Annotated in this window: 24 protein-coding genes; 6 read left to right on the top strand and 18 right to left on the bottom strand. The window is 71.8% G+C overall.

Translation table 11 applies throughout. From position 1 onward, the window contains the following. Positions 1–519: 519 nt before the first annotated feature. The 5 genes from HBB12_RS12065 to glgX all read right to left on the bottom strand — a co-directional run bounded on the left by HBB12_RS12065 (position 520) and on the right by glgX (position 8280). Entirely contained in the window at positions 520–1176 is a 657-nt protein-coding gene (locus HBB12_RS12065; protein WP_236989558.1) for an intradiol ring-cleavage dioxygenase, read from the bottom strand. 35 nt (positions 1177–1211) lie between these two features. Next, positions 1212–2828, bottom strand: a complete 1617-nt coding sequence (locus HBB12_RS12060) for a hybrid sensor histidine kinase/response regulator (RefSeq protein WP_236989557.1) — start codon at positions 2826–2828, stop codon at positions 1212–1214. Between the two features lie 427 nt (positions 2829–3255). Then, on the bottom strand, positions 3256–5175 hold the full coding sequence (locus HBB12_RS12055) for an AI-2E family transporter (protein ID WP_236989556.1): 1920 nt from the start codon (positions 5173–5175) through the stop codon (positions 3256–3258). A gap of 266 nt (positions 5176–5441) precedes the next feature. Next, the gene (locus tag HBB12_RS12050; RefSeq protein ID WP_236989555.1) at positions 5442–5819 is read right to left on the bottom strand and encodes a response regulator; all 378 of its coding nucleotides are present in this window, start codon (positions 5817–5819) and stop codon (positions 5442–5444) included. Positions 5820–6000: 181 nt separating this feature from the next. Then, entirely contained in the window at positions 6001–8280 is a 2280-nt protein-coding gene (gene glgX / locus HBB12_RS12045; RefSeq protein WP_236992753.1) for a glycogen debranching protein GlgX, read from the bottom strand. A gap of 194 nt (positions 8281–8474) precedes the next feature. Here glgX and HBB12_RS12040 point away from each other — a divergent pair, with 194 nt between their 5' ends. Continuing rightward, a complete protein-coding gene (locus tag HBB12_RS12040; RefSeq protein ID WP_236989554.1) occupies positions 8475–8903 on the top strand; it encodes a CBS domain-containing protein in 429 nt (142 codons plus the stop codon). A 6-nt stretch (positions 8904–8909) separates the two neighbouring features. Here HBB12_RS12040 and HBB12_RS12035 read toward each other — a convergent pair whose 3' ends face one another. The 3 genes from HBB12_RS12035 to cobD form a co-directional block, all read right to left on the bottom strand. After that, positions 8910–9188: a hypothetical protein gene (locus HBB12_RS12035; protein ID WP_203157448.1), complete on the bottom strand. Its 279-nt coding sequence runs from the start codon at positions 9186–9188 to the stop codon at positions 8910–8912. A 103-nt stretch (positions 9189–9291) separates the two neighbouring features. After that, entirely contained in the window at positions 9292–10587 is a 1296-nt protein-coding gene (locus HBB12_RS12030; protein ID WP_236989553.1) for a KpsE/RkpR family capsule polysaccharide export protein, read from the bottom strand. 105 nt (positions 10588–10692) lie between these two features. Continuing rightward, positions 10693–11691, bottom strand: coding sequence for a threonine-phosphate decarboxylase CobD (cobD, locus tag HBB12_RS12025; RefSeq protein ID WP_236989552.1), 999 nt, complete (start codon positions 11689–11691; stop codon positions 10693–10695). Between cobD and cbiB the strand changes: the two genes are divergently transcribed. Continuing rightward, positions 11690–12685, top strand: a complete 996-nt coding sequence (gene cbiB / locus HBB12_RS12020; protein ID WP_236989551.1) for an adenosylcobinamide-phosphate synthase CbiB — start codon at positions 11690–11692, stop codon at positions 12683–12685. The two genes, cobD and cbiB, sit on opposite strands and share 2 nt — an antisense overlap. Positions 12686–12689: 4 nt before the next feature. Here the strand turns inward: cbiB and HBB12_RS12015 are convergent, their stop codons facing one another. From HBB12_RS12015 to HBB12_RS11980, 8 genes are all read right to left on the bottom strand, one after another. Further along, positions 12690–13757: a GSU2403 family nucleotidyltransferase fold protein gene (locus HBB12_RS12015; protein ID WP_236989550.1), complete on the bottom strand. Its 1068-nt coding sequence runs from the start codon at positions 13755–13757 to the stop codon at positions 12690–12692. 122 nt (positions 13758–13879) lie between these two features. Further along, positions 13880–15235, bottom strand: a complete 1356-nt coding sequence (locus HBB12_RS12010; protein WP_442919253.1) for an MFS transporter — start codon at positions 15233–15235, stop codon at positions 13880–13882. Positions 15236–15351: 116 nt separating this feature from the next. After that, positions 15352–16335 (bottom strand): efflux RND transporter periplasmic adaptor subunit, encoded by a 984-nt coding sequence (locus tag HBB12_RS12005; protein ID WP_236989549.1) that lies wholly within the window; start codon positions 16333–16335, stop codon positions 15352–15354. A gap of 9 nt (positions 16336–16344) precedes the next feature. Then, on the bottom strand, positions 16345–16548 hold the full coding sequence (locus HBB12_RS12000; RefSeq protein ID WP_236989548.1) for a DUF1656 domain-containing protein: 204 nt from the start codon (positions 16546–16548) through the stop codon (positions 16345–16347). Beyond that, positions 16548–18590, bottom strand: coding sequence for an FUSC family protein (locus HBB12_RS11995; RefSeq protein WP_236989547.1), 2043 nt, complete (start codon positions 18588–18590; stop codon positions 16548–16550). Before HBB12_RS11995 ends, HBB12_RS12000 begins: the two co-directional genes overlap by 1 nt. Further along, the gene (locus tag HBB12_RS11990) at positions 18587–19078 is read right to left on the bottom strand and encodes a MarR family winged helix-turn-helix transcriptional regulator (protein ID WP_236989546.1); all 492 of its coding nucleotides are present in this window, start codon (positions 19076–19078) and stop codon (positions 18587–18589) included. Before HBB12_RS11990 ends, HBB12_RS11995 begins: the two co-directional genes overlap by 4 nt. A gap of 212 nt (positions 19079–19290) precedes the next feature. Next, the gene (locus tag HBB12_RS11985) at positions 19291–19659 is read right to left on the bottom strand and encodes a hypothetical protein (protein WP_236989545.1); all 369 of its coding nucleotides are present in this window, start codon (positions 19657–19659) and stop codon (positions 19291–19293) included. 85 nt (positions 19660–19744) lie between these two features. Then, the gene (locus tag HBB12_RS11980) at positions 19745–19978 is read right to left on the bottom strand and encodes a hypothetical protein (RefSeq protein WP_236989544.1); all 234 of its coding nucleotides are present in this window, start codon (positions 19976–19978) and stop codon (positions 19745–19747) included. 467 nt (positions 19979–20445) lie between these two features. Here HBB12_RS11980 and HBB12_RS11975 point away from each other — a divergent pair, with 467 nt between their 5' ends. The 3 genes from HBB12_RS11975 (at position 20446) to HBB12_RS11965 (ending at position 22863) form a co-directional block, all read left to right on the top strand. Then, complete coding sequence (locus HBB12_RS11975; RefSeq protein ID WP_236989543.1) at positions 20446–21366, top strand: sugar kinase; 921 nt, start codon at positions 20446–20448, stop codon at positions 21364–21366. A gap of 16 nt (positions 21367–21382) precedes the next feature. After that, positions 21383–22027, top strand: coding sequence for a bifunctional 4-hydroxy-2-oxoglutarate aldolase/2-dehydro-3-deoxy-phosphogluconate aldolase (locus HBB12_RS11970; protein WP_236989542.1), 645 nt, complete (start codon positions 21383–21385; stop codon positions 22025–22027). A gap of 206 nt (positions 22028–22233) precedes the next feature. After that, positions 22234–22863, top strand: a complete 630-nt coding sequence (locus HBB12_RS11965; RefSeq protein ID WP_236989541.1) for a L,D-transpeptidase — start codon at positions 22234–22236, stop codon at positions 22861–22863. Between the two features lie 282 nt (positions 22864–23145). Here HBB12_RS11965 and HBB12_RS11960 read toward each other — a convergent pair whose 3' ends face one another. Further along, positions 23146–23994, bottom strand: a complete 849-nt coding sequence (locus HBB12_RS11960) for an AraC family transcriptional regulator (RefSeq protein ID WP_236989540.1) — start codon at positions 23992–23994, stop codon at positions 23146–23148. A 490-nt stretch (positions 23995–24484) separates the two neighbouring features. Here HBB12_RS11960 and HBB12_RS11955 point away from each other — a divergent pair, with 490 nt between their 5' ends. Further along, positions 24485–25705, top strand: a complete 1221-nt coding sequence (locus HBB12_RS11955; RefSeq protein ID WP_236989539.1) for an MFS transporter — start codon at positions 24485–24487, stop codon at positions 25703–25705. On the opposite strand, the gene HBB12_RS11950 is transcribed toward HBB12_RS11955, so the two are convergent. After that, positions 25706–26083: a gamma-butyrobetaine hydroxylase family protein gene (locus HBB12_RS11950; protein WP_236989538.1), complete on the bottom strand. Its 378-nt coding sequence runs from the start codon at positions 26081–26083 to the stop codon at positions 25706–25708. Positions 26084–26168 lie beyond the last annotated feature (85 nt).

Here is a 26168-nt window from a genome sequence, read left to right as displayed (position 1 = left end):
CACAAGAGATGGCTGTGGGTCGATCTGCCCTGAATGCGACTTCAAAGAGCGGTCTCTCGGCCCGGGGAGGCCGCGCGGTGAGTGCCGTTCCGGCCATCTTCCGCGAGGCGCGCGCCCCCCGCGTCCCAATGCTCGCCATCCTCTTGCGACCATCCCGATGCCGACGAGCCTGGACCTGACCGGCTGCGTCGTCACCGCCGATGCCCTGCACGGCCACCCGGCGATGGCCCGCATCGTGCAAGCCAGTGGGGCGGATATGCCTTGTGCATCAAGGGCGACCATGGCTCGCCGCGGGCCTTCACCGAGCGCGCCTTCGGCAGGCCGACGGGCACCCACCCTTCAGCGAGCGTCACGACCAAGGACACGGGCGACGGGAGTGGCGTCGCGCCAGTGTCATTCCCGTGCCCGAGGGCGCGCCGGACTTCCCGGGCCTGACGGCGCCGGGCCGGATCGAGGCGGAGCGGGGGATCGGCGGCACGCTCGAGCGCAGCACGCACTACGTGGCGTTGTCGGAATTTATCACGCCCCCTTCACCACCAGCGTCAGCGCCGCCTGATACCCCCCGCCCTCCCGGCGCACCTCCGCGATGCCCCGGCCCTCGGGGTCGTCCTGGCGCAGGAGGATGTCGCGGGCATTGCCGATCCGGCCGCGCCGGGGGCGGCCCGCATAGGCGGGTCCGGCATGGACTGCCTCGCTCACCGCGTCGGGGAAGTAGATCTGGCCCGTGAGCGCCGTCCGGCCGCCGAGGATCACCTTCACGTGCAGGTGGGGCGTGCGGCCCGGATACCAGCCCGGATAGATCGTCCGGAACGCCACCCGGCCGGTCGCGTCGGCGACCTGCGTGCCGCGCAGGAAGGTCCGGCCGACCGTGGACGCAGCCCGATCGCCCTGGTCGGGATAGCCCGAGTAGCGCCCCTGCGCGTCCGCATGCCAGAGATCGACGCGGGCCGCCGGCAGGGCGACGCAGTCGCGCAAGGTCACGACCTGCAAGGTCACCCCGAGCGGCGTGCCGTCCCGGTCCTCCCGGATGTCGGAGCGCAGCAGGCGGGGATCGAGGTAGAACGGGCCCTCCACCGCCTGCGGGGTCAGGAGACAGGTCGCCTGCGCCGGCCGGGGCGCCAGGAGGCCGGCCGCGAGGGTGCCGAGCATCACGCGGCGGGTCGGGCGATGCGACATCGAAGAATCCTCCTCCCGGCGCCCGCCGGCGTGTCTCAGCTCACCCCGTTCGGCCCGTCCAGCACCGCCCGCACCCGGCGCGCCAGCTCCATCCGGCGATAGGGCTTGTTGATGATCTCGAACTCGCTGCCGCCGGCATCGGTGCGCTCCAGCGACGCCTCGGCGTAGCCGGTGGTGAGCAGCACCTTGAGGCGGGGCTGGCGGCGGCGCGCCTCGCGGGCGAGCATCACGCCGTTCATGCCGCCGGGCATGATCAGGTCCGAGAACAGCAGGTCGACCCGGTCGCCGCTGTCCAGCAATTCGAGGGCCTGGCGCCCGTCGGTGGCGAGCAGCGTCGTGTAGCCGAAATCGCGCAGGATCGCCCGGGCGAGCTCGGCGACGTCGCGGCGGTCGTCGACGATCAGGATCGTCTCGGTGCCCTCGCGCTGGAGCCCGCGATGGCCCGGGCCGGGGGCCGGACGCTCGTCGCTGTCGCTCATCGGGAAGTAGAGCCGCACGGTGGTGCCGTGGCCGGCCCGCGATTCGATCACAACGGTGCCGCCGGACTGCTTGGCGAAGCCGTACACCATGGCGAGGCCTAAGCCCGTGCCGCGCCCCTCCTCCTTGGTGGTGAAGAACGGCTCCATCACCCGGGCCAGGATCTCCGGTGGCATGCCCAGCCCGGTATCCGCCACCGAGACCGAGACGTAGCGCCCGGTCTGGGGCAGGCCGGAGGGCAATTCGTCGACGTCGAAGACGTGGTTCTCGGTCTTGATCGTCACGGTGCCGCCGCCCGGCATCGCGTCGCGGGCGTTGAGCAGCACGTTGAGCAAAGCCACCTCGGTCTGGGTCGGGTCGAGGCGGGCGTTCCACAGGCCCTCGGGCAGGTCGGTCTCGACTGCGATCCGGTCGCCGAGGGTGCGGCCGGCGAGGTCGCGCATGCCCTCGACGAGGTTGTTGAGGTTCACCGCCCGCCCGTCGAGGCGCTGCTTGCGGGCGAAGGCCAGGAGCTGCTGGGTCAGGGTGGTGGCGCGCTCGGCGGCGTTGCGGATGTTGTCGACCGCCCGGGTCATCCGGCGCGGATCGGTCGCCGGGTCCTCGAGCCCCGATTGCAGGATGTCGACGTAGCCGACCACCACCTGGAGCAGGTTGTTGAAGTCGTGGGCGATGCCGCCGGTGAGTTGCCCCAGGGCTTCCATCTTCTGCGACTGGCGCAGGGCCTCCTCGGCGTCGCGCCGGCGCGACACGTCGAGCTGCGAGCCGAAGAAATAGACCAGCTCGCCCGTCGGATCGTAGACCGGCGAGATGAACAGCGCGTTCCAGAAGGTCGAGCCGTTCTTGCGGTAGTTCAGGATCTCGGTCGCGATTTCCTTGCGCTCGGCGATGGCGCGGCGCACCTCCGACACCGTCTCGCGGTCGGTCTCGGGTCCCTGCAGGAAGCGGCAGTTGCGGCCGACCAGCTCCTCGGGTGCGTAGCCGGTCATCGCCCGGAAGGCCTGGTTGGCGAAGATGATCGGATTGTCCGGCTGGCGCGGATCGGTGACGATCATCGGCATCCGCGTCATCTCGACGGCGGCGAAGAAGATGTCGCTGTGGTGGTCCGACACGTCGGTGGGGACGTCCGCCACGGTCGGCCGGGTCCCGAGTTCGGTCGGCGTTCGCTTCACACTCATCGTCGCTCCGGTGGCCCGCTGGCCGAATCCCGCCTTGGCGCATGGGATCCTACATCCAGCGCCCTTGCACAATGGTCGATGCTACCAGAAGGCAACCGCGACCGGGCGTCGCTCCAGACCTGGATAGGCATGACTTGAACAGGCATGACTTGGACAGGCCTGCCGACGCAAGGTTACCGTCTCATCCATCGACGGGCAAGCGGTGACCCCGGCCCGGGGGCGGCCGCCACGACTGGATTCCGTCATCGCGATCGGGCGGATGGACTGTCCTATTCCGGCACGACATCCCGGGTGTGAGATGCGGGCGCCGGGATATGCGCCGACAACGGGGGCCGATCCGGATCTATGCTTTTCGATCCTCGACCGGCCGGAGCGGACCTGACGACGGCGCCGCCGGACCTGACGGCGGCCCGCGGCGCCGTCCCGGTCAGGCGGCCTCGCGCTGCGGCACCTTCCGAGTCTCGCCGACACCCGAGAGCGCCAGGGCGGCGTCGAGGGCGTCGCTGATCGTGGTGACCAGGATGTCGGCGGAGGTCGCCCGGCGCAGGCGGTCGCGGCCGGCCGGGTCGCGCTCGCGCCAGATCGCCACCATCACCCGCACGCCCGGGATCGCCCGCCGGGCGAGGCGGGCGGCGAGCCGGATGTGGGAGGTGCTGATCGGCTCGATATAGGACAGACAGACCAGGGCGACGCCCGCGGTGTCCGGCCGCTCGCCCTTGTTGAGGGCGTCCTGGCTGATGGTGCGGGCGTTCAAGCCGTGGCCCCCGAGCACCTGGGCCAGCATGCCGGCGGCCGCCGCATCGAACGGGCCGCGGGCCGCCACCACGAGAACCGGGGCGGGCCCGCGCCAGGCCGGCGCCAGATCCTCGGGGCGGCGCACGATCGCGGTCGAGGCCCGGTCCGGCCCGAGCGCGGCCACCGCCGCCTCGGTCTCGGCGCTGCGGACCGCCGACGCCCCTTTTCGGACCGGCAGGGTGCCCAGGGTCGTCACCACGCTCTCGATCGCCTGCCCCACCGCCTGCTGGCGGTCGGCGGCGAGCGCGCCGCTCGCCCGGTCGTTCTGGGCGAGCCGCAGGCCGCCGAGCGCGATCTCGTCGTAATAGGTGGCGAGCGCACGCTCCTTCAGCACCTGGCGCGCCTTGTCGATCGCCTCCAGGGGGTCGCCCGCCAGCATGCGCTGGTAGAAGATCTCGGAGGGCGCCAACGCCGGCCGGTCGCCCAGCATCACGTCGAGGAAGGCCAGCCGCTCGACATGGCGGCCGAGCACCACCAGGCAGACGGTGATCGGGGTGGCGAGGACGAGGCCGACCGGCCCCCACAGGAAGGTCCAGACCGTCGCGGCGAGAATCACCGCCACCGGCGAGAGCCCGGTCGAGTGGCCGTAGAGCAGCGGCTCGACGACGTGGCCGGCGATCGGCTCGACGACCGCGAACAGCACCACCGTCGCGATCAGCATCGACCAGCCCGGATCGACCGCCGCGGCGAGCATGAGCGGGAAGGCCATGCCGATCACCGCCCCGATATAGGGCACGAAGCGCAGGATCGCCGCGAGCACGCCCCACAGGATCGGGCTCGGCACGCCGATCAGCCAGAGGCCGATGGCGATCACCACCCCGAAGGCGAGGTTGAGCCCGGCCTGCGCGAGGAAGAAGCGCGAGAGGCGGGCCACCGCGTCGTCCATCGCCGCCGTGGTGGCGCGCAGGTCTCCGGAGCCGGCGAGCCGGATGGCGCGGTTGCGCAGGTCCTCGCGCTGGGCGAGGAAGAACAGGGTGAAGAGCAGGATCAGGCCGACCGTTGCGAGCGGGTGCAGCACCGGCGCCACGACGCTGCCCAGGGTCGAGAGGAGCCCGGCCTTCGGCTCGCGCACCTCGACCAGCATCGGCTTCTCGGGATCCGAAGGACCCCGCGCCTTGGCGGGCTCGGGCGGCTGCAAGTCCTGGCTCAGATCCTGCACCGACTGGAACAGGCGCTCCAGGGTGGCGCCGCCGCCGGCCTGGGCCCGCAGGGCCCCGATCTTCTCGCGCATCGTCACGGTGTAGCGCGGCAGGTCCGAGGCGAGCTGCGAGGCCTCGTTGGCGATCAGCATCCCCAGGCCCCCGATCCCCGCGAAGGTCGCCAGAACGACGACGAGCACGGCCAGCGAGCGCGGCAGGCGCCGGCGCTGGAGGCCCCGCACCGCAGGCGCCAGCACGAAGCTGAGGAGCACCGCGAGCGTGATCGGCATCAGCACGTCCCGCCCGAGGGACAGGATCGCGCCGATCGCCAGCACCAGCAGGCAGGTCGCCAGGGCCGTGAACACCGGCATCGCGTCGCGCAGGCGGCGCGCCGTCACGGGATCGTCGATCATCGGCTTCTCGAAACCTGTTCGATCGGCAAGGGCGGCATGACGGGCATCTATTTTTCCTATCCGCGACCTCATCTTGAGGTGCGAGCGAAGCGAGACTCGAAGGAGGGCTCCGGGGATCGCAGTGCCTTCTGGAACCCTCCTTCGAGGCTCACTCCGTTCGCACCTCAGGATGAGGTCGCGAATGGGATAGGGCACCGGCTGAATCGAACAGATCGGTACGCCTTCGCATCAAACGACGCGAAGGCGATCCGCTCCCGCCTGCGCGGTCAGGACGACGGCGGCGTGCCGAGGGCGGCGCCGATCTGGGTCAGGAGCTTCGAGAAGTCGACCGGCTTGGGGTGGTAATCGTCGCAGCCGGCCTGGATCACCTTCTCGCGGTCGCCGGACATGGCGTGGGCGGTGAGCGCGATGATCGGGATCCGGGCGGTCTCGGCGTCGGACTTGAGCGCGCGGGCCGCCGACCAGCCGTCGAGGACCGGCAGGTTCATGTCGAGCAGGATGATGTCCGGCCGGCTGGTGCGGGCCTTCATCACGCCCTCCTCGCCGTCATGGGCGAGCACCACCTCGTAGCCCCGCCGCTTGAGCCGCCGGGACAGGAAGTCCCAGATTTCCTCATGGTCCTCGACGAGAAGGATCTTTGCCACCGCCCGCACTCCGCGCTCGCACGATCCCCGGGGCGGCCGGCTCGGCCGCCCCGGGGAATCTTCGCCTGTTCGATGGGACCGTCATTCACGGCCCTCCCACGCTGACGCGCGGGCAGGGCAAATGTTTCCGAGCCCCGAACGTTTCCGATCCCTCTGCAAAGTGGGCAGGCCCGCCCGGATGTCACCCCTCCGGCGTCAGCCCGAACGCCACGCTCTCGGATTCCGCCCGCTCGAAGGCCTGGATCACGTGCTGGTAGGAGCGCCAGGTCTCGCTCGCATGGTCGACGTCGGTCGGGCGCAGCACGAACATCAGCATCGAGCGGCCGGTGACCGCGTAGGTGTCGCCGACGGCGAACCGGGCGAGGTCCTGGGTGTCGGGCAGGTTGGTGTCGAGCACCCGCATCCAGGCATCGCCCCCCACCACCTCCGGCAGGGTGAACTCGACCACGTCGTGGTAGGCGTTGAACAGCAGCATCAGGGTCGCCTCGCCCCCGCGCCGGTGGATGCCGCTCGTCTGGGCCCGTCCGTCGAGGACCACCGCGAGCGAGCGGGCGCCGCCGTCGTTCCAGTTCTCCGGATTCATCTCGGTCCCGGCGGGGGTGAGCCAGCTCACGTCCTTGACGCCGAGATCGGCATCGTAGGCGCCGGTGAGGAAGCGCCCGCGGCTCAGCATCGGCAGCGACTTGCGCAGGATCAGGAGGCGCTGGGTGAACTCGGCGAGATCCCGCTCCTCCTCGCCGATCGCGCCCCAGTCGATCCAGGAGATCTCGTTGTCCTGGCAATAGGCGTTGTTGTTGCCCTTCTGCGTGCGGGCGAACTCGTCGCCGGCGAGCAGCATGGGGGTCCCGCGCGACAGGAGCAGCGTCGCGAGCAGGTTGCGCATCTGGCGCATCCGCACCGCCCGGATCTCGGGATCGTCGGTCGGGCCTTCCGCGCCGTAATTGTAGGACAGGTTGTGCGAGTGGCCGTCGCGGTTGTCCTCGCCGTTCGCGGTATTGTGCTTCTCGTTGTACGAGACGGTGTCGGCGAGGGTGAAGCCGTCATGGGCGGTGATGAAGTTCACCGAGGCCCAGGGGCGCCGGCCGCGCTTGTTGAACTTGTCGGCCGAGCCGGTGAGGCGGGAGGCGAGCGCCGGGAGCAGGCCCTCGTCGCCCTTCCAGTAGCCGCGCACCTCGTCCCGGAAGCGGTCGTTCCACTCGGCCCAGCCGGGCGGGAAGCCGCCGACCTGGTAGCCGCCCGGACCGCAATCCCACGGCTCGGCGATCAGCTTGACCGAGGACAGGACCGGGTCCTGGCGGCAGGAATCGAGGAAGCCGCCGCCCTCGTCGAAGCCGTAGGGCTCGCGGCCGAGGATCGTCGCGAGGTCGAAGCGGAACCCGTCGACCCGCATCTCGGTCGCCCAGTAACGGAGCGAATCCGTCACCATCTGCAGCACCCGCGGATGCGAGAGGTTGACGGTGTTCCCCGTGCCGGTGTCGTTGATGTAGTAGCGCTTCTGGTCCGGCAGCAGGCGGTAATACGAGGCGTTGTCGATGCCCTTGAAGGACAGGGTCGGGCCCTTCTCGTTGCCCTCGGCGGTGTGGTTGTAGACCACGTCGAGGATCACCTCGAGGCCGGCCCCGTGCATGCGGGCCACCATCTCCTTGAACTCGGAGAAGGCGAAATCCGGCACCGCGGCGTAGCGGCGGGCGGGGGCGAAGAACGAGAGGGTGTTGTACCCCCAGTAATTCACCAGGTCCTTATCCAGCAGGTAGCTGTCGTTGACGAAGGAATGGATCGGCAGAAGCTCGACCGAGGTGACGCCGAGGCTGCGGATATAGGCCAGCACCTCAGGCGTGCCGAGGCCCGCATAGGTGCCGCGCAGGCGCTCGGGCACCGCCGGGTGCAGCTTGGTGAAGCCCTTGACGTGGGTCTCGTAGAAGACGGTCTTGTCCCACGGCACGTTCGGCTTCTGGTCGCGGCCCCAGGTGAAGGCGGGGTCGATCACCCGGCACTTTCGGGTGAAGGGGGCACTGTCGCGGGTGTCGAAGGTGGTGTCGTCGCCGCTCTCCATCACGTAGCCGAAGAGCGCCGGGTTCCAGGTGATGGAACCGACCAGCGCCTTGGCGTAGGGGTCGAGCAGCAGCTTGTTGGGGTTGAAGCGGTGGCCGGCCTCCGGCTCGTAGGGGCCGTGGACCCGGTAGCCGTAGATCGTGCCGGGGCGGGCATCCGGAAGATAACCGTGCCAGACCTCGTCGGTGTATTCGGGCAGCTCGATCCGCTCGATCTCGGTCTCGCCGGAATCGTCGAAAAGGCACAGCTCGACCTTGGTGGCGTGGGCGGAGAACAGCGCGAAGTTGACGCCGAGGCCGTCCCAGGTGGCCCCCAACGGGAAGGGCTGGCCCTCGCTGATGCGCGTGGCGCGCCGGGCGAGAGGCGAGGCCGCCGGGGCTTCCGGGGCGGGCTTGGACGTGAGTTCCATGTTCATGGGGGCGTTCGACGATCCCGGAGGCGAGAAGCCTGACTGTGGGCTGAACGCGCCGGCCCTCGCCCAAGCTCCCGGCGCGCCGTCAAAATTTCATAGGTGTGATTTTCGGCGCGGGAATCGCGGCCCGGTCCGGAGCCGCCGCCGCCGCCGCGGGTTGCCGGAGTCACGAGGCGTGACGAGGGATTTCGATGGGCGCGACGGTCGCGGACGTGATGAGCAGGGACGTGGAGTTCATTCCCGGCGACGCCCCGGTGCAGGAGGCCGCGGTGCTGATGGGCGAACTCGATGTCGGCGCCCTGCCGGTCGGCACGCCGGACGCCCTCGACGGCGTGATCACCGACCGGGACATCCTCTACCGGGTCGTCGCCCAGGGGCTCGACCCGCGCGAGACACGGGTGAGCGAGGTGCTGTCGCGCCCGGTCGTGTCCTGCGCCGAGACAGACCCGTTGCGCGCCGCCCTCGACCTGATGGCCGCCCACCATGTCCGGCGCCTGCCGGTGCGGGATGCCGGCGGGCGCGTCACCGGCTGGATCACCCTGGCCGACCTGTCGCGGGCGCTGCTGCTCGGCGGCGACGCGCTCCAGACCTCGCTCAAGCGGCTGACCGAGGAGGCGTGAGCGCGCTCAGGCGTCGGACGCGGCGGCGTTGGCCGCCGCGTTGGCGCGCTCGGCCTCCAGGATGGTCTGGCGGGCGAGATAGCGGGTGACCAGCGCCTCGACGTCGCGGATCGTCTCCTCGACGAGGTGCTCCTGGAGCCGGGCGCGGGGATCGTCGGGCTGGAGGTTCTCGCGCTCCTGGAGCCGGCGCATCGCCTGCTTGACCACCTGGTAGACCGCCTCGCGCTCCTCGCGGGTCATCGCCGGGGAGACGGCCCGGGCGACCAGGTCCGTGAAATCGGACATCGGGGTATTGCTCGTCCTTCAGGCTCGCGGGTGCCCGTACGGCGCCCCGGGCCGCTTCATCGCACGGCCCGGGCCGGGATCGAAGCCCCCGGGCCTGCCGGCGTCACATGTTGTGGTCCTTGACGCCGGCGATGAGCAGGCTCGAGCAGCCCCAGAGCACCAGGAAGGCGAAGAAGGCCACGAACAGGGCGTGCCCGCGCATCGGCACGGTGGAGAGCTCGGGCCGGGTCGGCGGCACGAAGACCGCGAGGTAGACGTGCTGGCGGTTCGCCGCCACCCGGGCGCGGTCGAGCATCGTGGTGGCGGAGTCGTTCAGCTTCTCGGCGATGGTGCGCTCGACCATCAGCCCCTCGTATTCCAGGATCGCGTCCGAGACGTGCCGTCCGCCGACGGCCAGCCCGTCGCTGGTCAGCGAATCCTCGAGCTGCTTGATCTGCTGGTTGGTGGCGGTGAGGCTCGCCACGATGGTCTGGATCGAGCGCGACTTCTCGTCGAGGCCGGAGCTCCGCAGCACCTGCAGGTCGTTCTCCGACTTGATCTTGTCCTTGCGCAGGGAGACCAGGCTGGTCATCGTCGCCTCGGCCGACTTCGCCGGATCGATGATGCCCCAGCGGTTGCGGAACTCGCGTAAGGCCAGGTGGGCCTTGCGCATCCGCTCCTCGCTCGCCGCCAGGTCGTCCTGGCTGTGCTTGAGCATGTCCTGCTGCGCGCGGGAGGAGACCGCGTTGATCAGCGCCTCGGCGCGGGCCACGATGTGGCGGCTGATCGCCAGGGCGTCGTCGGGGGTGAAGGCCTGCACCGTCAGGGTGAGCACGCCCGAGACGAGATCGATATGGACCTGGACGTGCTTGCGCCAGTACTTCAGCAACTGCTCGATCGGCTTGTCGCCGGAATAGCGCGTCCAGAAGTCGGCCTCGTCGCGGGTGAACATCCGGACGACGTCGAGCTCCTTCTGGGCGCTCTCCAGCATCGGCTGGCTCTGGATGTATTCCTGGACGATGTAGCTGTCCTGGCTGTTGTTCTTCTGGATCAGCGAGGAGAATTCGCCGAGCTGGACGTTGCCCATCGGCTCGACCTCGCCGCGGACGGCGAAGCGGGCCTCGACCACGTACTGGTCGGCGGCGAAGACGAACAGGTAGATCCCGACCACCGCCGTCGGCAGCAGCACGAAGAGGGCGATATTGCGCAGGAGCCGGGTCATGACCCGGTTCCGGGTGCCCTCGTGGGGCAGGAACGGCAGGCGGGTCCAGCGCAACGGGTTGAGCAGGGCCGGCAGCCGGCTCCCGGGAGAGATCGGCTCGACCGTCTCGGCGTTGCGGCGCAGATCGGGCACGGTGCGCCGCGCGAACGCGATCATGCTGCCGAGCCTGTCGCGCCGTTTGACCTCGTCCGCGTCCATTCTGCCTGATTCCCCGCGCGGCGCCGGCCGCCCTCGTAAACCCGATCATGGGTCCGGTTATCTCGGTTTTTCGATGCTTCGGTTTTCGGCCTTTTTAAAGGCGCCTCACCGGTCGCCCAGAGCCGCTTCGAGGCGGCTCCAGGCCGCTTCGTCGGAGGGCAGGCCGAAGCGCAGGCGCGCCGGCGCGGCCTCGAACCGGCGCACGAAGATCCCGGCGCGGCCGAGACGCCCGAACAGGCCCGGGCCGTCGGAAAAGTCGGCGGTGCGAAACAGCGCCGTCCCGCCGACGATCCGGCCGCCGGCGGCGGCGAGCAGGCCGTCGAGCCGGGCCGCGTCGAGGCGCCGCGCGGCGGCCGCCTCGCGCCGCCAGGAGACATCCGCCAGCGCCCGGCGGCCGATCGCGATCGCCGGTCCCGATACCGCCCAGGGTCCGATACCGCGGCGCACCCCGCCGATCAGGGGCTCCGCCGCCACCGCGAAGCCGAGCCGCAGGCCCGCGAGGCCGTAGGTCTTGCCGAAGGAGCGCAGCACCAGGCAGCCCGGGGGCGGCGCCCCGCACAGGCTCTCGACGGGTTCGAGATCGGCGAAGGCCTCGTCGACCACGAGCCAGCCGCCGCGCCCGGCGAGCCGCACCGCCGCCGCCGCGAGGTCGCGGGTCGGCACCACCCGCCCGTCCGGGTTGTTCGGGTTGACGACCACGACCACGTCGGCCTCGGCGGCGAGGTCCGCCGCGTCGGACACGGCGTGCCCGGCCCGGGCCCAGGACGCGGCGTGCTCGGCATAGGTCGGACCCACGACCGCGACGCGGCCGGGCGGCCGCAGCCGCGGGATCAGGTCGATCAGGGCCTGCGTGCCCGGCGCGGCGACGACGTGGTCCGGCCGCGCGCCGTAGGCATGCGCCGCCGCATGCTCGAGGGAGGCGAGGTCGGCCGGGGCCGGCAGACGCGTGAAGGCGCTGGCCTCCGGGGCCGGCCACGGATAGGGGATCGGGTTGATCCCCGTCGACAGGTCGATCCAGGGCTCGGGGGCCGAGGGGAAGAGCCGGCAGGCCTCGCCGAGGTCGCCCCCGTGCCGGATCGGCTCCGCCTCCATTTCACGTGTCATGGCCGCCCTGCTGCACCCGCCCGACAGCCTCCCGGTTCTCGTCCTCGCCCTCGCGATCGAGGCCGCCCTCGGCTATCCGGACCGCCTCTACAGGCTGGCCGGCCACCCTGTCACCTGGATCGGCGCCCTGATCGCCGCCCTCGACCGGCGCCTCAACCGGGAGACCGATTCCGAGGGGCGGCGGCGCCTCGCCGGGGTGCTGGCCTTAGGAGTCGTCCTCGCGGCGACCGGTCTCGCGGCGTCGATCCTGGCGCTCGCCTGCGGGGCGCTCGGGCTCCTGCCCGGCATCGCCCTCTGCGCGGTGCTCGCCGCGAGCCTGCCGGCGCAGCGCAGCCTGCACGACCACGTCGCCCGGGTGGCGAAGGACCTCGACCGCGACGGCCTTCCCGGCGGGCGCCGGGCGGTCTCGATGATCGTCGGGCGCAACCCCGAGACCCTCGACGAGGCCGCGCTCTGCCGCGCCGCGATCGAGAGCCTGGCGGAGAATTTTTCCGACGGCATCGTGGCGCCGGCCGTCTGGCTCGGTGCCGGCGGCCTGGCAGGCGGCGCGCTCTACAAGGCGATCAACACCGCCGACAGCATGATCGGCCACCGCACGCCCCGGCACGAGGCCTTCGGCTGGGCCGCCGCCCGCCTCGACGACCTCGTCAACCTGCCGGCCTCGCGCCTCACCGCCGGGCTCCTCGTGGCCGCCGCCGCCCTGACCCCGGGGGCCTCGGCCCGGGACGCGCTCGCGGCGATCCGGCGCGATGCCGGGCACCACCGCTCGCCCAATGCCGGCTGGCCGGAAGCCGCGATGGCCGGGGCGCTCGGCCTGCGGCTCGCCGGCCCGCGGGTCTACGGCGCGACGCGGGTCGAGGATGCCTGGATGGGGTCGGGCCGGGCGGAGGCGACGAGTGCCGACATCGTCCGGGCGCTGGTGCTGTACCGGCGGGCCTGCGGGTTGCTGTGGGGGCTGGCGGCGGGGCTCGCCGGTATCGCGCTGGCGGTGTGAGCCTTCACCAGTCCGGCTCGATGGATTCGTCGGCCACGCCCGGCGCGGGCAGGATCTCGGCGGCGCGGTCGCGCAAGGCGCGTGGGATCGCCCCGAGGGCCGGATCCTCGAAGGACAGGTGCGGCAGGCGCTCCGCGACGAGGCCGGCGACGAGTCGGGCCTGGCCCGCGTCGCGCCCGCGCTTCAACGGATCGCGGTCGTCGCGGGCGGCGAGCCAGGCCTTGTGGAGCGCGAAGGCCCGCGGATCGGGCACCACCAGGCCGACCGGGTAGCCGCGGGCATCGAGCGTGACCGCGCTCACCTTCGGGCTGTTGACGAGCCAGGCGAGACCCTCGATCTCGACGGCGCTGAGATCGTCGGACGAGGTGCCGATCCGGCTGCGGGGACTGCGTGCCATCCGGTCCGGCGGCAGCGGCTGGATCAGGTCGACCATGAAGCCGTCCCGGTTGACCGCCCGGAAGCTTCCGGCCCCCATCGGCTCGAACGACCTGTCGACGCTGCGCAGGAGCCCGATCAGGCCTTCCCGCTCCAGGTCGACCCCCGGCAGTGCCTCGGCGACGAGGCTCAGGCGGGCACGGGCGTCGAACAGGAGATCGATATCGCCGGTGGCGAGGTGGCCGCTGGCGATGCGCAGGCCGGCCAGGCGTTCATAGGCGAAGAGCGCGTGGGTGCCGACGACCCGGATGCCGGTGCCAAGGAGCCGCGCCGCCGCGAGCGCCCGCAGGGCTCGCGCCGCGACGACCGGCATCCGCCCGAGCCCGAGGGCGCGGTTCACCGGCGCCATCGCGTCCAGTCGCCGGGCGAGGTCGGCGAGGCGCTGCTTCACCCGCGCACGGCCGTCATGGAACGCCGCATGGGCGGCCTCGGTCTCGGGGCAGCGGAGCCCGAGGGAGGACCATGCGGCCTTCCGCTTGCGGTAGAGATACTGGCGCCCGCGCACCGTCTTCCAGGCCATCGAGCCGGCGAAGCGCTGGCCCAGTTCGGTCCGCGCCGCCTGGTAGGCGGAAAAGACCTGCTCGGCATCGACGAACTGGCGAACCTGCTCGTGCGTCCAGTCGGTGAAATCGGCCATCGCGGATCGGATCGGGCTGCCTGTCGCCCGATCCTACACCGCTCCGCCCCCTCAGACCATTGATATCAAAGACGTTATCCCTTTCCGGACCGAAACCGATCCGAAAAGGGATAATTCCGTCCTCAGCGCCGCGCCGGCGCGAGCCCCGCGGCCTCGGCCGCGTTGCGGCGCTTCAGGATGCCCTGGACCACGAACACCATCGCCGCGCCGACGACGAGGCAGGCGGCGAGGAAGAGCATCGGCACGAGCTTGCTGCCGCTGACGTCGCCGATCCACGGCACGACGTTCTGGGCGATGAAGCCGCCGAGATTGCCGACCGAGTTGATCATCGCGATGCCGGCCGCCGCGGTGGCGCCGCGCAGGAAGGTCGGGGGCAGCGACCAGAAGACCGGCTGGCCCGAGAAGATGCCGGCGGCGGCCACGCACAGGCAGGCGAACTTCACCGCGTCGCCGGGCAGCACGACGCTGAGGACGAGGCCGAGCGCCCCGACGAGGGCCGGGCCGGCGATGTGCCAGGTGGTCTCTCCGGTGCGCGCCGCGTGCCGGGGCACCCACCACAGGGCGAAGCCGACGCAGATCCACGGGATGATGTTGATGACGCCGTTCATGGTGTTCGAGACGCCGAAGCCCTTCACCACCGTGGGCAGCCAGTAGCTCAGGCCGTAGGCCGCGAGCGGGAAGGCGACGTAGAGCAGCGCGAGCAGCACGACGCGGGTGTCGGCGAGCACCCGGAACGGGTTGCTGTGGTCGGTGTGCGGGGTGGTCGCCGCCTCGCGCGCCAGGGTGTCGGCGAGCCACCTCTTCTCGTCGGCCCCCAGCCAGGGCGCCTTCTCGGGCCGGTCGGGCAGGATGAAGAACACCACGAAGGCGAGCAGCACCGCCGGCACGCCGGTGGCGATGAACACCCATTGCCAGCCGCGGTAGCCGAGCGCCCCGTCGAGGTCGAGGAGCGCGCCGCCGATCGCCGCGCCGACGGCGTTGGCCACCGCGCTCGCGATCATGAACCAGCCGACCATCCGGCCGCGGAAGACCTGCGGGAACCACAGGGTCAGCGCGTAGAGCACGCCGGGGAAGAACCCGGCCTCCGCCGCGCCGAGGAGGAAGCGCAGCACGTAGAACATCACCGGCCCGGTCGAGAAGCCGAGCAGGATCGTGATGATCCCCCAGGTCGCCATGATGCGGGTGAACCACACCCGGGCGCCGACCCGCTCCAGGATCACGTTCGAGGGGACCTCGAACAGGAAGTAGGCGAGGAAGAACAGCGAGGCGCCGAAGCCGTAGGCCGCCTCGCTCAAGCCGAGATCGCCCACCATCTGGAGCTTGGCATAGGAGACGTTCTGCCGGTCGATGTAGGCGATCAGGTACATCAGGCCGAGCAGCGGCATCAGCCGCCAGGTGATCGTCGCGATGGTGCGGGCGCCGAGGGCGTCCTGCTGCGGGTCCGCCCTGTTCTGGGCTGCCCTGTTCTGGTCTGCCATGGGGGCCTCCTCCCGGCCGCGCTGGATATTGCGTCTTGTCGGCGCTCCTTAATCCGGCCTCGTGCGGGGCGGAAGTGATATCGGTACCACACAAGCGAGGCGTGACCTGCCGGGCGTTAGCCCTTGGTCGCCGGCAGTGCGGCCTTCAGCGCTTCCCAGCCGTCGCGCAGGCCGAGATGGCGCAAACCCAAATTCCTGAGATTGTCGAAGGGACGGATCTCCGGCCGCTCGCCGCGCGGGTGCACCACCACGGTGGCGGTGCGCCCGACGGTGAGTCGGTCGCGGTCGATGGCGGGATCGAGGGCGATCCGCACCGGGACGCGCTGGGCGAGGCGCACCCAGGCGAAGGTCGGGTTGACGTTGGCGAGGAGCGACGCGCCGGCGCTGCGCTCCCGGTCCTCGATGCCGGCGGCGACGCTCTCGACCGTGCCGGTGACGTCGCGGTCCTCGCCCATCAGCCGCACGGTGACCGGGTCGCCGGGATGGATGCGGTCGAGCTTCGTCTCCTCGAAATAGCCCTGGACGTGCAGGGTGTCGCTGTCGACGAGCGCCATCACGGCCTTGCCGACCCCGACATAGGCGCCGGGGCGCAGTTCGAGGTTGCTGATCCGGCCGTTGACCGAGGCGCGCACCTCGGAGCGGTCGAGGTTGAGCCTGGCGAGGTCGCGGTCGGCGACCGCCTGGTCGTAGGCGGCCCGGGCACTCTGATCGGCGGCGAGCGTCGCCTCGAGCTTCTGCTGCGACACGACGTTGTCGCTGAGCTGGCGGTAGCGGGCGAGATCGGCCTCGGCCTGGACGAGGTTCGCCTTGCGGCCGGCCACCACGGCCTCGGCCTGGCGAAGCGCGAGGCCGAAGCGGTCCGGATCGATGCGGAACAGCACGTCGCCGCGCTTGACGCGCTGGTTGTCGCGCACCTCGACGTCGCGCACCAGCCCCGACACGTCGGGGGCGACACCGATGACCTCGGCCCGCACCCGTCCGTCGCGGGTCCAGGGAGCTTCGAGGTAATAGTCCCAGAGGGCCGTCCCGACGATGACGGCGAGCGCCAGCATGGCGGCGGTGACGGCGAAGCGGCCGAGGAAGGCGAGCGCGCGGGTCATGGTGGTTCTTCAGGTCAGGCGGCCGGCGAGCGAGACGACGCCGCCGAGGCACACGAGGTAGAGGCAGAGGTCGAAGAGCGGCCGGTGCCAGACCAGCCGGTAGAGCCCGAGGGCACCGATCAGGCGGCGCACCACGAGGTTGATCAGGAAGGCGGCGAGGGCCCAGACCAGCAGGGCCGGCACGAAGACGCCGTAGAGGTCGATATCGGCCATCAGGCGGCCTCCCTCGCGAGCAGGGCGGCGCCGGGAGGCGCCGCCGCGGGAAACAGCGCCCGGCGCAGGCCCACGAGGCCGAGGAGCGCGTCGCGCCGGGCGTCGTGTCCCGACGCGCCGACGGGTTCCGCCTCGATCCGCGCGAGCGCCGCGTCGATGCGGCGGAGCAAGGTTTCGGGGGCCGGCCCGCGCGGCCCCTCGTAATGGCCGGCCACCGCGTCGAGGGCGGCATCGAGCGCGGCGACGGCCTCGCGCGGCAGGCCGTGGCGGGCGCGCCGCAGCGAGACGAGGTTCATGCCGACCCGCAGGGCCGCCAGGGTGTCGATCCGGGACAGGTCGCTGTCGGGCCCGGCGGCGGCCAGCCGCGGCACCAGGAGGCCGAGGCGGTCGAGCATCAGGTGGGCGAAGGCGGTGCGGTCGCCGTGCCCGCGCCGCCGCGCCGCCCGGGCGAGATCGGCGCGGCTCGCCGCGACCAGCCGGCGGGCGCCGTGCTCCGCCCCGACCGAGCGCACCAGCCGGGTCACCAGGGCGGCGAGCCAGATGCCGCCGACCAGCGCGATGCCCGAATTGACGTAAGCTCCGAATTCCGACGCGTAGCGGTCCTGGATCGCCAGCAGCGCGTTGCCGTTGACGCCGAGCGCCAGCCCCACCGGCAGGGTTTTGGGATTCGTCATCAGCAGGCCGCACAGGATCAGGGGCGGCGCCAGCACCAGGGCGAGGCTGACGAAATCGTGCACCAGCGGCATCACGCCGAACAGCAGCACGCCGATCGCCAGAGCGGCCACCCCGGTCCAGGTGGCGAAGCTCAGGATCGCCGGGACCGGATCGTCCTGGGTCGCGAACATGCAGCACAGCACCGCGCCCATCATCGCCGCGGTGGCGCCGTCGGGCCAGGCGGTGGCGATCCACACCACCACGCAGGCGACGATGCCGAAGAACGCCCCGAGGGCGGAGCGGAACGCCATGCCGTGGTCGCGGTGGCGCGGCGCCCGGCCGCCGAACTCGCCCGCATAGGCCAGGGGCTCGCGCAACGAACCGTCGCCGCGGGCAACGCCGTCCTGCAACGCCCGGCAATCCCGGCCGATCGCCACCAGCTCGCGCAGGCGCTCGATCAGGCTCGCCCGCACCAGGGCGCTCCAGGATGGATGAGTGGAGAGCGCGCGGTCGGAGGCCTCGATGCGGGCCGTGAGCGCGTCCGCCCCGGCGGCCGGCGCTCCTTCCGCCGACCACGCCTCGACATCGGCGAGCAGGTGGCGCAGCTCCGGCGTGAGGCCCGACAGGCTCTTGAGCGCCGCGATCCGATCGGCGAGGGAGGAGAGGACCGGCAGCAGCATCAGCATCCGGCCGCGCAGGAGCTGCACCAGCGGCACCGCTCGGCTCTGGGCCGAGGTGTCGTAGGCGAGATGGGTCGAGAGAGCGTCGATCTCCGCGGCCTCCGCGGCCAGCCGCAGGCGCCGGGCCCGGAGGGCGGGCGCCTCGCCGACGCCTGAGAGCACGTCGCCGGTCCAGCGCCCGGCCTCCCCCAGCCAGGCCCCGACCCGGGCCGCCAGTACCGGACCGACCGGCTCGGGGACGACGAGGCTCGCCACCAGGGAGGCGCAGAGGATGCCGAGCGTGATCTCCTCGGCCCGCGACACCGCGGTGTCGAAGATGGTCTCGGGGTTCGTGACCGCCGGGAAGCCGATCAGCGCGGCGGTGTAGCCGGCGAGCATGAACAGGTAGGCCCGCGGCGTGCGGTCGAGGAGCGAGAGATAGAGGCAGCCGGCGGTCCAGAGGGCGAGCGCCAGGGTCAGCACCTCCGGGGCGTTGACGAGGGGCGGCACCATCGCGACCGCGGCCGAGACGCCGATCAGCGTGCCGACGACCCGGTAGAGGGCCTTGGAGCGGGTGGCGCCGGAGAGCGGCTGCATGGTGATGTAGACGGTCGCCATCGCCCAGTACGGCCGCGGCAGGTCGACCCACAGGGCGATCCCGAGGGCAAGCAGCGCCGCCCCGCTGACCTTGAGGGCGAAGAGCCATTGGCGCCAGCCGGGCAGGATCACGGGCGTCCTCCGGTGACCGGATGCGGTGAGGCGTCCGAGCCGCAGGCGAGGCTCGCCCCGCGCGGGCCCTCGGCCTGGAGCGCGCGCAACACCGTCAACGCCGCCCGCAGGTCGTCGTCGCCGACATGGGTGAAGACCGCCGCGCGCAACGTGTCGAACCGCGCCTCGATGGCGGCGGCGCGGGCGCGGCCCTCCTCCGTCAGGTGCAGGACCTTGGCGCGGCGATCGGTCGGGTCCTCCCGGCGGGTGACGAGGCCGGCCTCGCAGAGCTGGTCGAGGAGCCGCACCAGGCTCGGGCCCTCGACGCCCAGCGCGTCGGCGAGCGTGGTCTGGCGCAGGTCGCCGCCGAGCCGCCCGATCAGCAGGAGCGGCAGGGCCGTCGCCTCGGTCAGCCCGTAGGCGGTCACGACCTCGTCGGCGGCCCGCCGCCAGACGCGCCCGGCCTGGAGCAGGGTGAGGGTGAGGGATTGCAGAAGGTCGCGTCGCATCGCCGTCGCGTTCGGCCAAACCGATGATTGATCGGCCTCATAGATAGGATGCTAACGATTCGGCTGGAAGCGCGGCCGGCGCGGGACGGCCATGCGCGTGGAAGCGCGTGATCGGTCATGCGCGCGGACGCGCGTGGTCGCCATCCGCGCGGACGCGCGTGGTCGATTGTCGGCGCGGAAGCGCAGGGGCGACCCTGCACGGGAGCGACGTGCTAAAGCTTGGCGGCGGCGTCGCGGTCGGGGGTCCAGTCGATCTCGACCACGGTCACGCCGTCCTGGCGGTTGTAGCGCAGGGCGGTGTGCCGCATCGCCCGCAAGGACGCGGCATCCTCGGCGCGGGGACACTGGACGGGGTCGTGGGCGCGGTGGGTCCGGTCGAGCATGCGCCCGAAAGCGGCGTCGAGGGACGGCATCGCGGCGACGGTCGAGAACGGCGCCGACAGGTAGACCGTGCGGGAGGGCCCGCGGGCGAGACAGTAGCGCCAATCGGCGGCGGCCGGGGTGGCGGCCAGGGCGAGTCCGGTCGCGGCGCCCAGGAACACGAGCTTCGGTAACGCAGCGCTCTGAAGCGGGATTCTCATCGAATCGGGGATCTCGGAACGGGTCTCGGGGCCGTCCCGATGCGCGGCGCATGCGGCGTCAGCAAGGCGCAAGAAGGCGAATGGGTCAGGACAGGGCCCCGCCCTCGGCCTCCTCGGCCTCGAGGCTCAGGCTCCAGACCCGGGCGCCGTCCTCGGTCACGAGCCAGGCCTCGCCGGTCCGGTCGCCGAAGACCTCGTCGGCCCGTCCGAGCACACGGGCGGCGGCGTGGCGCACGCTCGGCGCCACGATCGGCAGATCGTGAAGCGGATGGGCCCCGCTTCGGTCGCGTGAGGTGGAGAGCAGGCGATAGAGGGGCATGGCGAGCGAACTCCGGAAGACGGCGGGGGTCTGGCGATCCCGGGTGTCTGACGTGATCGGCGGCTGCCTTTTTTGGTGTCGAACCGTCCTCCGCGGCGGGTTCAGACCGTCGCGGGCTCCTTCGCTGCGTTCGCCCAAAGGCGACGCTGGGTCAACGCTTTTAACCCCGTCCCCGGACCGTTCAAGAGTTAACTCAGGACATATCACCCAAGGGCAGCACGTTGCGCGGCGGAGGAGAGGCCGTTGACACGGCACCTCTCCTCCGCCTTGTGGGGAGGAGCCGGAGGTGGGGGGTGCCGGAGAAAGCTCGCGCGTTGCACGGCCCCATCCCGCAGCTTGCAGCGATACCGGGCAGGCCCGGGATCGCCGGGGAGAGGACGACGCCCGCATCGTCGATGCCTTGATCCCGGCCTTGATCTCGAGACGGAGCGTCGATCCGCCGGCACGACGGGAGAGGAACGAACACGATGGCAACCAGGGTCGCCTGCATCGGCGAGTGCATGATGGAGCTGTCGGAGCGACCCGACGGCAGCCTGCTGCGCGGCTACGGCGGCGATACGCTCAACACCGCCCTCTACCTCGCTCGCCTCGGCGTCGCGGTCGATTACGTGACGGCGCTCGGCGACGATCCGTGGAGCGAGGAGATGCTGGCGGCCTGGGCCGCCGAAGGGGTCGGCACGGGCCAGGTGCGGCGCCTGCCCGGGCGGATGCCGGGGCTCTACATCATCCGCACCGACGCATCGGGCGAGCGCAGCTTCCATTACTGGCGCGACAGCGCCGCCGCCCGCGACCTGTTTTCCGGCCCCGGTGCCGCCGAGACGCGTGCCGCCCTGGCGGGCTACGACCTCGTCTACGTGTCGGGCATCAGCCTGTCGCTCTACGGCGAGGCCGGGCGGGAGGCCCTTGCCGAGACCTGCCGAGCCGTGCAGGCCCGAGGCGGGCGGGTGGCCTTCGACACCAATTACCGGCCCCGCGGCTGGCCCGACAAGGCGAAGGCGCAAGCCGCCTTCCGCGAGGCGATGGCGGCGGCCGACCTGATCTTCGCCTCCGCGGAAGACCTCGACTGGCTCTACGGGCCGGACGCTGAGGAGGAGGTTTTGCGCCATCACGGCCGCTGCGAGATCGTGCTGAAGGGCGGCGGCTCGCCGCCGAGCGTGCGGGTGCTGAGCGGAACCGAGGACGTCACGGTTCCGGCCCTGGCCGTGGACGCGGTCGTCGACACCACCGCGGCGGGCGACAGCTTCGCGGCGGCCTACATGGCGGCGCGGCTCGCCGGTCGCGCTCCCGCCGAGGCCGCCGCGTGCGGCCACCGCCTCGCCGGCACCGTGATCGGCCATCGCGGCGCCGTGATCCCCCGGTCGGCGATGCCCGACCTGCCGCTCGCTTGAAAGGACAGGGACGTCCATGACCACCGAATCCCGCAGCCAGCGCCTCGACGCGCTGCTCGCCGCCTCGCCGGTGATCCCGGTCATTACCGTACCGGAACTCGCCCATGCGGTGCCGCTCGCCCGCGCCCTGGTGGCCGGCGGCATCACCACGCTGGAGATCACCCTGCGCACCCCGGTGGCGCGGGACGCCGCGAAGGCGATCATGGCGGAGGTGCCCGAGGCCGTGGTCGGCCTCGGCACGGTGCTCACGCCGGCCGACCTCGAGACCGCCCATGCCCTCGGCGCCCGCTTCGCGCTCAGCCCCGGGGCGACGCCGGACCTCCTGCGGGCGGCGGCCGCCAGCGACATGGTGTTCATGCCCGGCATCGCCACGCCCTCCGACCTGATGCAGGTGCTCGCCGCCGGCTTCACGGTGGCGAAGTTCTTCCCCGCCGTGCCGGCGGGCGGCATGGCGGCGCTCAAGGCCCTCGGCGGCCCGTTCCCGCAGGCCCGGTTCTGTCCGACCGGCGGGATCGGCGAGGCCGATGCGAAGGCCTGGCTGGCGCTCCCGAACGTCGCGGCGGTGGGCGGCTCGTGGCTGGCGCCGGAGGCCGAGATTCGCGCCGGGAATTTCTCCGCCATCACCGAGCGGGCGCGGCGCACCCTCGCGGCGCTTCAGTAACACACCGGAAACGTGCCCGCGCCGCCACGGTGTGGCGCGGGCACAACGCCGCCTTCGCAACCGCGAAGCTTGGCCGGATTTAAGCTTGGCTTTGAGACGTGGGCGTTTACGGCTTGGCTATTGGTTCCGCCGTACGGTGCTGGTCGCGTTCGCACCGTCCTCGCTCCGCGCGTCCCCGTCCAAGCTGTCCTTGCCAAGAGGCTTTCATGCGCCGCTTCGTTCCCGCCCTGGCCGGGCTGGTCTGCGCCGTCACCGCCTGGGCGGCGCCCGCCGCCGCCTACGAGATCGACCCGCTCACCCGCCAGCCCCTCGACCAGCCGCTCGCCGTCACGGTGCGCTCCGCCGCTCCGGCGGCCGCTGCCGATCCCCTCGACGCCTCGGTGCCGAAGCTGAGCCCGATCCCGCGCGAGACGGTGGCCTATTCCGGCCCCTACGGCGCCGGCACCATCGTGGTCTCCACCGCCGAGCGCCGCCTGTACTACGTCCTCGGCAACGGCCAGGCCCTGCGCTACGGCGTCGGCGTCGGCCGCCCGGGCTTCGCCTGGAACGGCGTGCAGTCCATCTCGATGAAGCGCGAATGGCCCGATTGGCGCCCGCCGGCCCAGATGATCCGCCGCCGGCCCGACCTGCCGCGCTACATGAAGGGCGGCCCGGAGAACCCGCTCGGCGCCCGCGCGATGTATCTCGGCGGCTCGCTCTACCGCATCCACGGCTCGAACGAGCCCGAGACCATCGGCACCGCCGTCTCCTCCGGCTGCATCCGGATGACCAACGACGACGTGATGGACCTGTATACCCGCGCCAAGGTGGGGACGAAGGTGATCGTGCAGCGCTGATCGGCGCGCAGGGTTCAATCGATGGAAAAAGGCCGGCCTCGTGCCGGCCTTTTTCGTGTTCATGCGTCTGATATTCTCGGTTGTATGGCGTGGGGCCCTCTTTCCCGAGCAGGCTATCGCATTCACACATCTCGGTCTGAGCGCTTCGCCATTTGAGAATAGCACGCCTCTCCTCCCCCCGGCGATCCCGGGCTTGCCCGGTATCGCTGCAGGTTGGGGGGAGCCGGAAGTGGGGATGGTGCCGCGTGGAGCTCGACGCTTAATCCTGCACCACCCCCACCCCTAACCCCTCCCCACAAGGGGGAGGGGAAAGCGCCAGTCTTCCCAACGGCTTAGTCCCCCTCGCCGCCTCAGCCCCGCCGGCCTCCCCCGCATGGAGGCCTGCGGCGCGCAGCCCAGGTCGTGCCGGAACCCGTAGACGAAGACCGAGGTCGAGCCGTAGCCCGGCGTCATCGCCGTCCGCGTCACGTCGAGCCCGCCGCCCATCGGTTCGATCGCCTTGAACAGCCGCAGGCACCGGCGCCAGTCGCGCAGGCTCATGCCGAGCTCGGCCTCGAAGCGGCGGGCGAGGGTGCGGTCCGACAGGCCGAGCGCCCGGCCCCACGCCTCGGGGGCCCGGGCATCGGCCGGCTCGGCGTAGAGCGCTTCGCAGAGCCCCACGAGCGGGCCTCCGCGCGGCCGGGGCAAGGCTCCCGGCAGGGGAGTGGCGCGGCGGAGCTGGTCGAGAATCAGGCCGGCGACGCGCCCGGCATAGCCGTCGGCGTCGTCCTGCCCGTCGATCGCCGCCGCCTCGACGATGAGGGCCTGGAGCAGGGCCGAGACGCCGGACACCGTCGGCTCCCCCGGCAGCCTCGCACCGACCGCGTCGGCGATCCACAGGCCGCGGAACGCGGCCCCGAGCAGCGAGCCGACCCGATGCCCGGTCGGTCGCCACACCGCCTGTTCCGGTGAGATCACGAAGGAGCGGCCGGCCACCGCCACGGTCAGCACGCCGGAGATGGCGTAGACGACCTGATGCCAGTCATGCGCGTGCTCAGGAAAGGCGTGGTACGCCGGGATGCCCTGCGCCCGCACCGTGAGCGGCTGCGGCGACCTCACACCATGCGGCGTCTCGATCGTCACCCACCGCATGCGGGGCTCCAGTTCGGCGGAAATTCTCCACAGCTTGGCACCCCGTCGAAATGCGGACGGCCGGTGCTCCGCCATGCAGGAGAAGACTCTTGCTGTTCCAGGCGGGAATCGGAGAAGAAGACCCTCATGGCCCACCATGATCGCCGCGGCCTGCCGGTCACGACCCGCTCCGACGCCGCCGCCGCGCATGACCGCGCGGGCATCGATCTCCTGCTCGCCGCTTGGCCGGGCGCCGCCGAGGCGCTCGACGCCGCGATCGCGGCCGATCCGGATTTCGCCCTCCCCTACGCCGCTCGGGCGCGCCTGCACGCGATGCGGGCGGAATCGGCGGCGGCGCAAGATCGCATCACCCGAGCCGCCGCCTGTGTGGCGCGCGCCGGGACCGAGCGCGAGCGCAGCCATGTCGTGGTCCTGTCGCTGGCGATCGACGGCCGGTCGGGGCCGGCCCTGGCGCGCCCGCTCGCCCATCTCGAATCCTGGAGAGTCATCGATGTCGAACCCCGCCGCCCCGATCGCCGGGCTCCCCCTTCCCGCCGCGACCGGCACCGGCAACGTGCTGCGCCTCGCGCTCGCCCAGGCCCTGGCCGGCGCCAACTCGGTCGTGGTCTACGCCACCGGCGCCGTCATCGGCAGCCGGCTGGCACCCGATCCGGCGCTCGCCACCCTGCCGATCTCGATCTTCGTCGTCGGCATGGCCGCCTGCACCCTGCCGGCCGGGCGCATCGCCCGGGCCCATGGCCGCCGCGCGGCATTCCTGGCCGGAACCGGGTGCGGCGTGCTCGTCGGGCTCTTGTCGGCGCTCGCCCTGGTGCTGTCGTCGTTCTGGATCTTCTGCCTGGCGACCTTCTTCGGCGGCGCCTACGCGGCGGTGGTGCTGTCGTTCCGCTTCGCCGCCGCCGATTGCGTCGCGCCGGAGCGTCGGCCGCGGGCGCTGTCGGCCGTCATGGCAGGCGGCGTGTTCGCCGGGATCATCGGGCCGCAGCTCGTCAGCCACACGATGGACCTGTGGCCCGCCCACGCCTTCGCCGCGACGTTCCTCGCGCAAGCCGCGGTGGCGGCGCTCTCGGCCGTGGTGCTGATGGGCGTGCGGCTGCCAGGGCCGACGCAAGCCGACCGCTCCGGCGGACGCCCGCTCAGCCTGATCGCCCGCCAGCCGCGCTTCATCACCGCGGTCCTGTGCGGGGTGGTGTCCTACCTTCTGATGAACTTCCTGATGACCGCCGCGCCGCTGGCGATGCACCTGTGCGGGTTCACGCAAGCCGACGCCAATCTCGGCCTGCAATGGCACGTGATCGCCATGTATGCGCCGAGCTTCTTCACCGGGCGGCTGATCGCCCGGTTCGGGGCTCCCGCCGTGGTGGCGGCCGGGCTCGCGCTCACCGCGACCGCGGCGGTCGTCGGGCTGTCGGGCCTGGATCTCGCCCATTTCTGGGCCTTCCTGGTCCTGCTTGGCCTCGGCTGGAATTTCGGCTTCGTCGGCGCCTCCGCCATGGTGCTCGACTGCCACCGGCCGGAGGAGCGCACCCGGGTGCAGTCGCTCAACGACTTCGTGGTGTTCGGCACGATGGCGGTCGGCTCGTTCTCCTCCGGCGGGCTGCTGGCCCATTACGGCTGGGACGTGGTCCTGTGGGTGTCGTTCGGCCCGCTCGCGGTGGCGGTCGCGGCGCTCACCGTCGCGGCGGCGTCGCGGCCGGCCCCGGCGGCGGTCTGATCACCGCCGCCGCGCCGGCTCGCGGCTCAAGGAACGGGCCGCCAGTTCCTCCTCGTAGCGGGCAAAGCGCGTCGCCTGCTCTTCGCCCAGGCGGCGCAGGAAGTCGAAGGCGTAGATCCCGGTATCGTGCATGTCGTCGAAGGTGAGCTTGACGGCGTAGTTGCCGACCGGTGCCACCGCCAGGATCTGGACCTCGCGCTTGCCGGGAATCCACTGGCGCTCGGAGGGCGCATGGCCCTGGACCTCGGCCGAGGGGCTCTCGACCCGCAGGTACTCTGCCGGCAGGGCGTAGGCCGCGCCGCTGGCGTAAGCGACATGAAGCGTGCGCTTGTCGCGCGACAGCCGGATCTCGGTCGGCCAGTCAGCCTCGTCGGTCATGGCTTGCGTCTCTCCTTACGCCTCTGGCACAACTTGCCGGCGGTCTCACGAGCGCTCATATGCAGGCCGACACCCGGCCGCCAGA

Source organism: Methylobacterium sp. SyP6R, assembly GCF_019216885.1.
Lineage (GTDB): Bacteria > Pseudomonadota > Alphaproteobacteria > Rhizobiales > Beijerinckiaceae > Methylobacterium.
This window is presented reverse-complemented; position numbering and strand designations above follow the sequence as displayed.